Source organism: Burkholderia sp. AU45251 (assembly GCF_030482905.1).
In the GTDB taxonomy this organism is placed as follows: Bacteria; Pseudomonadota; Gammaproteobacteria; order Burkholderiales; family Burkholderiaceae; genus Burkholderia; species Burkholderia aenigmatica.
In genome coordinates this window covers 36,586-42,724 of record NZ_JAUJQH010000039.1, presented here as the reverse complement: position 1 = coordinate 42,724, position 6,139 = coordinate 36,586, and the positions used below count along the sequence as shown (strand labels likewise).

Below are 6,139 nucleotides of genomic sequence, written 5' to 3'. Positions count from 1 at the left end.
GGGGGGGGGGGGCCGCTGGTGGGGGCCCGCGCCCGGACCTTGCGGCCGGGTGGGGCGTCAGGCTTGCGGCGCGGCGAGTTTTTGCTCGAGTTCCGCGACGCGTTTCTCGAGTTCCTCGAGGCGCACGCGGGTGCGGGCGAGCACCTGGGCCTGCGTGTCGAATTCCTCGCGCGTGACGAGATCGAGTTTCGAGAAGCCTTGCGACAGCATGGCCTTCACGTTGCGCTCGACGTCCTTGGCCGGCGAATTTTTCAGCAGATCGCTGACGCGCGACTGCAGATCGTTGAAAACGTCGCTGGGTTGCTTCATGTGATTCCCCTTCCTTGCACAAAAAATGTGCATCTTCAGTTGCGTACGTGCCCATGATGCACGCATGACCGGAAATGGTGCGCCCGGAGCGCGAATTCCGGGCATGGCGCCCGCATGGGTGAATGCCCCGGTGATCCGGGACGTGCGTGCACTCTAGCAACGATCCTTTCGCCGCGCCAGCAAACCGGGCCATGTTGACCATTCGGCCGGGCTTCCGCACCTTACATCACGGGATGCGACCCCTTGATGAAGCCCTTTGAAACGGTGCTCGGGCCAACATGGCATGCGAGTTGCTGAGAAGAGTCCGTTACAACATTCCAACCAATTCGACGGGACAACCCAGCGAGAGGACTTCATGAAACTCATTACCGCAATCATCAAGCCGTTCAAGCTCGATGAGACGCGCGAGGCGCTGTCGGCCCTCGGCGTCTCAGGCATCACGGTGACGGAGGTGAAAGGGTTCGGGCGCCAGAAGGGGCATACCGAGCTGTACCGCGGCGCCGAATACGTGGTCGATTTCCTGCCGAAGATGAAGATCGAGGCCGCCGTGTCCGACGATCTCGTCGACCAGGCGGTCGAGGCGATCGAGCGGGCCGCGCGCACCGGCAAGATCGGCGACGGCAAGATCTTCGTCACGGCGATCGAACAGGTGATCCGGATTCGCACCGGGGAGACCGGCGCAGACGCGCTGTAACAGAACAGACAAGACAAGCGACAAGAGGAAACCCAAGATGCGCAAACTTCTGATGTCCCTGCTGATGGCCGGCTCGCTGATCGCGGCCGGTGTCGGCTCCGCGCTCGCCGACGACGCGGCATCCGCCGCGGCTGCGTCCGCGCCCGCCGCAACGGCTTCCGACGCCTCGGCTGCCGCCGCGCCGGTCGCTTCGGCGCCGGCCGCAACCGACGCATCCGCCACGGCCGCCGCCGCCGCACCGGCCTCGGGCGCCACCGACGCGTCGGCCGCCGCTGCCGCATCGGCACCGGCCGCACCCGCCGCGCCGACCGCACCGTTCTCCGTCGATTCGTCGAAGATCAGCGCGGGCGACACCGCGTGGATGCTGACCTCCACCGCGCTCGTGCTGTTCATGACGATCCCGGGCCTCGCGCTGTTCTACGCGGGCATGGTCCGCAAGAAGAACGTGCTGGCAACGGTGATGCAAAGCTTCGCGATCACCGCGGTGATCACGGTGCTGTGGACGGTGATTGGCTACAGCCTCGCGTTCACGCCGGGCAACGGCTTCATCGGCGGCTTGTCGCGCACGTTCCTGCACGGGATGAACTACATCCACGGCGACAAGGCGACGACGCTGACCGTCAGCCACCTCGCGCCGACGATTCCGGAATCGGTCTACTTCGTCTACCAGATGACGTTCGCGATCATCACGCCGGCGCTGATCTGCGGCGCATTCGCCGATCGCATGAAGTTCTCGGCGATGCTCGTGTTCATGACGCTCTGGTCGCTGATCGTCTACGTGCCGATCGCGCACATGGTGTGGGAGCCGACCGGCTGGCTGTCGTCCGACGGCGTGCTCGACTTCGCGGGCGGCACCGTGGTGCACATCAACGCCGGTATCGCGGGCCTCGTGTCGTGCCTGATGCTCGGCAAGCGCGTCGGCTTCGGCCGCGAATCGATGGCGCCGCACAACCTCGTGCTGACGATGATCGGCGGCTCGATGCTGTGGGTCGGCTGGTTCGGCTTCAACGCGGGTTCGGCGGTTGCGGCTGACGGCCGTGCCGGCTTCGCGATGCTGACGACGCAAGTCGCGACGGCCTGCGCGGCGCTCGGCTGGATGTTCGCCGAGTGGATCTCGCACGGCAAGCCGTCGGTGCTCGGCATCGTGTCGGGTGCGGTCGCGGGTCTCGTCGCGATCACGCCGGCGGCCGGCTTCGTCGGCGTGCCGGGTGCGCTCGCGATCGGCATCGCGGCCGGCGTCGTGTGCTTCTGGTCAGCGACGTGGCTCAAGTCGAAGCTCGGCTACGACGATTCGCTCGATGCGTTCGGCGTGCACGGCGTGGGCGGGATTCTCGGCGCGCTGCTGACGGGCGTGTTTGCGGTCAAGGATATCGGCGGCGCCGACGGCAGCCTGCTGCTGCAGGCCAAGGGCGTGGCGATCACGCTGGTCTACAGCGGCGTGCTGAGCTTCGTGCTGCTGAAGCTGATCGACCTGACGATCGGCCTGCGCGTGTCGGAAGAGGAAGAGCGCGAAGGCCTCGACGTGGTGCTGCACGGCGAGCACGTCGAATAAGTCATAAGAATGACCGGCGGGCCGCCGCGACGACGGCGCCCGCCACGAATGAGCGCAGCGACTTCGGCCCGCCCCACCCGGCGGGCTTTTTTTCTCCTGCTGCGCGCTGCCGTAGCGCATAACCCTTCGCGCTATCGGGTCAATAGCCGAAAACTTCCTCCAAACCCTTGCGAAGCCGGGAACAATCCCCAAATGGGCAAAGCAATTGCTCTACAATCTTCATTCTCCCGCTCGCGAGTGATTCATGGTTCCCCACCTCGTTACCGCGTTGAACGGTCCGCTGCTCGAACTCGAGCAGAAGATCCTCGACGCGACGCCTGCGATCGAACGCTGGTTCAGGCTCGAATGGCAGGAACATACGCCGCCGTTCTATTGTTCGGTGGACCTGCGCAACGCCGGCTTCAAGCTGGCGCCCGTCGACGCGAACCTGTTTCCCGGCGCATTCAACAATCTGCCGTCCGAAGTGCTGCCGCTCGCCGTACAGGCCGCGATGGCCGCGATCGAGAAGATCTGCCCGGACGCGAAGAACCTGCTCGTGATTCCCGAGCTGCCGACCCGCAACGCGTTCTATCTCGAAAACGTCGCGCGCCTCGCGACGATCATGCGCCAGGCCGGCCTGAACGTGCGCTTCGGGTCGCTCGACCCGAGCATCACCGACATGACGCCGATCACGCTGGCCGACGGCCAGAAGATCGTGCTCGAACCGCTCGAGCGTTCGCAGCGCCGCCTCGGCCTGAAGAATTTCGATCCGTGCTCGATCCTGCTGAACAACGACCTGTCGGCCGGCATTCCGGGCGTGCTGGAAAACCTGCACGAGCAGTACCTGCTGCCGCCGCTGCACGCGGGCTGGGCCGTGCGCCGCAAGTCGACGCACTTCTCGTGCTACGACGACGTCGCGAAGAAGTTCGCGAAGATGGTCGGTGTCGATCCGTGGATGGTGAATCCGTATTTCGCGCACGTGGAAGGCGTCGACTGGCAGGCGCATGAAGGCGAGCAGGCGCTCGCCGACGCGATCGACGGCGTGCTGAAGAAGATCGCGCGCAAGTACCGCGAATACGGGATCAGCGAGAAGCCGTACGTCGTCGTGAAGGCCGACGCGGGCACGGCGGGGCGCGGCGTGATGACCGTGCACGACGCGGCCGAGATCGGCCGCATGTCGAAAGCCGAGCGCGCGCAGATGGCCGAGTCGAAGGCCGGCCTCGCGGTGCGCGACGTGATCGTGCAGGAAGGCGTGTATACGTTCGAGCGCGTCGGCGACGAAGTCGCGGAGCCCGTCGTGTACATGATCGACCGCTACGTGGTCGGCGGCTTCTACCGCACGCACGCCGGCCGCGAGCGCGACCAGAACCTGAACGCGCCCGGCATGCACTACGTGCCGCTCGGCTTCGAGCACACCGCGCTGCCGGATGCCGGCGCGAAGCCGGGTGCCGCACCGCCGAACCGTTTCTACATGTACGGCGTCGTCGCGCGGCTGTCGCTGATCGCGTCGTCGATCGAACTGGAAAAGACCGATCCCGAAGCCATCCAGGTGTAACGGACCTTCGCCAAGTACAGGACCTCATGGACATTCTCTTTATCGCCGACCCGCTCGAGCGCTTCAAGATCTACAAGGATTCGACCTACGCGATGATGGCGGAGGCCGCGCGGCGCGGGCATGCGATCTACGCGTGCGAGCCGCGCCACCTCGCGTGGACGGGTTCCGCCGTCGAGGCGGACGTACGGCGCGTCACGTTCGTCGGCGAGCTGGACGACCTGCATCGCGACACCTGGTACGAAGAAGGGCCCGTCGATGCGCGCCGCCTCGAATCGTTCGGCGCGGTGCTGATGCGCAAGGATCCGCCGTTCGACATGGAATACGTGACGTCTACCTGGCTGCTGGAGCTGGCCGAGCGCGCGGGCGCACGCGTGTTCAACAAGGCGCAGTCGATCCGCGACCATTCGGAGAAGCTCGCGATCGGCGAGTTTCCGCAGTTCGTCGCGCCGACGCTCGTCACGCGCGATGCGAAACGGCTGCGCGCGTTCCATGCCGAGCACGGCGACGTGATCCTGAAGCCGCTCGACGGGATGGGCGGGATGGGCGTGTTCCGCGTGAAGCCGGACGGCATGAACCTCGGTTCGATCATCGAGATGCTGAGCCACGACGGCACGCGCTCGGTGATGGCGCAGAAATTCATCCCCGAGATCAAGGCCGGCGACAAGCGCATCCTGCTGATTGGCGGCGAGCCGGTGCCGTATTCGCTCGCCCGGATTCCGCAGGGCAGCGAGGTGCGCGGCAATCTCGCGGCGGGCGGGCTCGGTGTCGCGCAGCCGCTGACCGCGCGCGATCGCGAGATCGCCGACACGCTCGGCCCGGTGCTCGCGGCACGCGGGCTGCTGCTGGTCGGCCTCGATGCGATCGGCGACTGGCTGACCGAGGTGAACGTCACGAGTCCGACGTGTTTCCGCGAGATCATGGAGCAAACCGGCTTCGACGTCGCCGCGATGTTCATCGACGCGCTGGAGCGTGCGGCCGCGTAGGCCGTCTCCCGCGCAACCCCGGCGGCGGCCGCGCAGGTCCCCCGTCGCCGGAGCAGTTCGACCGGCCTGCTACAATGCCCGCTTGCCCGGTGCCGCGATCGCGCACCGAAGGCCCGGCGGTCGGGCCGACACTGTTGCAAGGCTGATCATGAAACGTTTCCCACACTCGCTACGCTCATTGCCCCGCCGCGGGGTGTCGGCCCGCCAGGGGCGGCCGGGAGCGATCTGACATGGCCGGGATTCTGATCATCGCGCACGCCCCGCTCGCTACCGCGTTGCGGGACTGCATCGCGCACATCTACGGCGGCGTGCCCGCACGCATCGGCTGTATCGACGTAATGGCGGACAGCGATCCGACCCAGGTGATGGCGTTCGCGCACGCGGAACTCGCGCGGCTCAGGGAAGAGAATGGCGTGGTCGTGCTGACCGACATGTACGGCGCGACGCCGGCGAACATCGCGGGCCAGCTCGCGAAGCTCGACAACGTGCGCGTGCTCGCGGGCGTGAACCTGCCGATGCTGGTGCGGGTCGTCTGCTACCGCACCGTGCCGCTCGACAAGCTGGTCGACAAGGCGCTGTCCGGCGGCGCGAAGGGCGTCCACGAGGTGTCGGCCGGTACGCCGCCGCCGCCGACGGAAACCGGCTGCGGCCAGTGCGCGCCGATTCCGCCCGAACCGCAGCCGCGCACCGAGTCGCACTGATTTCCCGTTTTCCGTTTTAGACAGCACCGCCGACGCGCGCCGCCGGCGGCCCCGACCGACCCGACCGAGAATCATGCTTCAACAAGAAACCACCATCGTCAATAAATTGGGGCTCCATGCGCGCGCATCGGCCAAGCTCACGCAACTGGCCGGCAACTTCCAGTCGGAAGTCTGGATGACACGCAACGGGCGCAAGATCAATGCGAAGAGCATCATGGGCGTGATGATGCTGGCGGCGGGCATCGGCAGCACCGTGACGATCGAGACCGAAGGGTCCGACGAGCAGGAAGCGATGGACGCACTGCTGAAGCTGATCGCCGACAAGTTCGGCGAAGGCCAGTGATCCTCACGCGGGATCGTTGCTGT

Annotated in this window: 7 protein-coding genes; 6 read left to right on the top strand and 1 reads right to left on the bottom strand. The window is 66.3% G+C overall.

The window, feature by feature from the left end; translation table 11 throughout:
• Window positions 1-57: 57 nt before the first annotated feature.
• Entirely contained in the window at window positions 58-309 is a 252-nt protein-coding gene (locus QZM67_RS37425; protein WP_006489451.1) for an accessory factor UbiK family protein, read from the bottom strand.
• A gap of 355 nt (window positions 310-664) precedes the next feature.
• On the opposite strand from QZM67_RS37425, the gene QZM67_RS37420 reads away from it, so the two are divergent.
• The 6 genes from QZM67_RS37420 to QZM67_RS37395 all read left to right on the top strand — a co-directional run bounded on the left by QZM67_RS37420 (window position 665) and on the right by QZM67_RS37395 (window position 6,116).
• A complete protein-coding gene (locus QZM67_RS37420) occupies window positions 665-1,003 on the top strand; it encodes a P-II family nitrogen regulator (protein ID WP_027789049.1) in 339 nt (112 codons plus the stop codon).
• A 37-nt stretch (window positions 1,004-1,040) separates the two neighbouring features.
• The gene (locus QZM67_RS37415; protein ID WP_301811053.1) at window positions 1,041-2,555 is read left to right on the top strand and encodes an ammonium transporter; all 1,515 of its coding nucleotides are present in this window, start codon (window positions 1,041-1,043) and stop codon (window positions 2,553-2,555) included.
• 244 nt (window positions 2,556-2,799) lie between these two features.
• Entirely contained in the window at window positions 2,800-4,089 is a 1,290-nt protein-coding gene (gene gshA, locus QZM67_RS37410; protein WP_043187192.1) for a glutamate--cysteine ligase, read from the top strand.
• Between the two features lie 26 nt (window positions 4,090-4,115).
• A complete protein-coding gene (gene gshB / locus QZM67_RS37405) occupies window positions 4,116-5,072 on the top strand; it encodes a glutathione synthase (protein WP_175026591.1) in 957 nt (318 codons plus the stop codon).
• Between the two features lie 230 nt (window positions 5,073-5,302).
• The gene (locus QZM67_RS37400) at window positions 5,303-5,773 is read left to right on the top strand and encodes a PTS sugar transporter subunit IIA (protein WP_043187196.1); all 471 of its coding nucleotides are present in this window, start codon (window positions 5,303-5,305) and stop codon (window positions 5,771-5,773) included.
• A 73-nt stretch (window positions 5,774-5,846) separates the two neighbouring features.
• Window positions 5,847-6,116, top strand: coding sequence for an HPr family phosphocarrier protein (locus tag QZM67_RS37395; protein WP_011353292.1), 270 nt, complete (start codon window positions 5,847-5,849; stop codon window positions 6,114-6,116).
• Window positions 6,117-6,139 lie beyond the last annotated feature (23 nt).

What these genes read in the sequence shown, in the direction of transcription:
- gshA (WP_043187192.1), top strand. Translation starts at nt 2,800, where the DNA reads ATGGTTCCCCACCTCGTTACCGCGTTGAACGGTCCGCTGCTCGAACTC.
- QZM67_RS37395 (WP_011353292.1), top strand. Translation starts at nt 5,847, where the DNA reads ATGCTTCAACAAGAAACCACCATCGTCAATAAATTGGGGCTCCATGCG.
- gshB (WP_175026591.1), top strand. Translation starts at nt 4,116, where the DNA reads ATGGACATTCTCTTTATCGCCGACCCGCTCGAGCGCTTCAAGATCTAC.
- QZM67_RS37425 (WP_006489451.1), bottom strand. Translation starts at nt 309, where the DNA reads ATGAAGCAACCCAGCGACGTTTTCAACGATCTGCAGTCGCGCGTCAGC.
- QZM67_RS37415 (WP_301811053.1), top strand. Translation starts at nt 1,041, where the DNA reads ATGCGCAAACTTCTGATGTCCCTGCTGATGGCCGGCTCGCTGATCGCG.
- QZM67_RS37420 (WP_027789049.1), top strand. Translation starts at nt 665, where the DNA reads ATGAAACTCATTACCGCAATCATCAAGCCGTTCAAGCTCGATGAGACG.
- QZM67_RS37400 (WP_043187196.1), top strand. Translation starts at nt 5,303, where the DNA reads ATGGCCGGGATTCTGATCATCGCGCACGCCCCGCTCGCTACCGCGTTG.